The sequence below is a fragment of the Virgibacillus sp. M23 genome (assembly GCF_034190895.1).
Lineage (GTDB): Bacteria > Bacillota > Bacilli > Bacillales > Amphibacillaceae > Virgibacillus > Virgibacillus salarius.
In genome coordinates this window covers 1-727 of sequence record NZ_JAWDHA010000139.1, presented here as the reverse complement: position 1 = coordinate 727, position 727 = coordinate 1, and the positions used below count along the sequence as shown (strand labels likewise).

The following is a 727-nucleotide window of genomic DNA, read 5'->3' as shown; positions in this document are numbered from 1 at the left end:
CTCTTGGGATTCCGCCATACCACCGAAATGCATCTTCATGTGCTTCCATCACATCCTGGGTAGTGAAAGGTCTGTCTAACCATTTTTTATATTTGTATCTCGAGTTAGACAAAACAAATGCGATAAAGCTCAGCTTCACCTCTTGATTGTCAGGTGTTCTTTGTTTTGTATGACCAAAATCAACCTGCATTTGTTCTCCCATTGGCTGGTCAGGAATAGCTTCATAATTCCGCGGTAGAGTCTCTTTCTCTATTCTATATTCAGTACGTAATTCTCTAACGTAGGCACGAACCGTGCTCTCGCCAATCTCCAGTGATTCATACCTTTCCTGTAACCAATCTTGCACTTGTGCTGCTGACATATCAGGATGTTCTCTCAGCCAGGATAAAATTAACGCTTTGTAAGGATCTAACTTTTTCTCTCTCGTTTTTATACTTTCTACCCATTCAGCCATCTCCGAAGGAGACTTCTGCAGGTTGCGATACACCGTTGATCTTGATACCCCCAACTTTTCCGCCACCTTCGATTTACTAAATCCTTGCTTAATTAACTGTTGAATCTCCATATACATTTCCCACTTATCCACCTTTTCTGCGCCCTCCATTGATGTGTGTATAATCTTAAATATCATACAATGGGAGAGCTATATATTTTACTGGTATATTTGGGTAAATAAGTGTTTCTTCTAATCTAGCGGAAACTGTCTACTTTAGTTTAGCAGTCACAA

At 40.2% G+C, this 727-nt stretch carries 1 protein-coding gene; it reads right to left on the bottom strand.

Annotated elements, in window-relative coordinates; genetic code table 11:
• Positions 1–586: helix-turn-helix domain-containing protein (locus RVS70_RS21635; RefSeq protein ID WP_321134780.1), on the bottom strand; the 586-nt coding region annotated here is incomplete at its 3' end.
• Between the last annotated feature and the right edge of the window lie 141 nt (positions 587–727).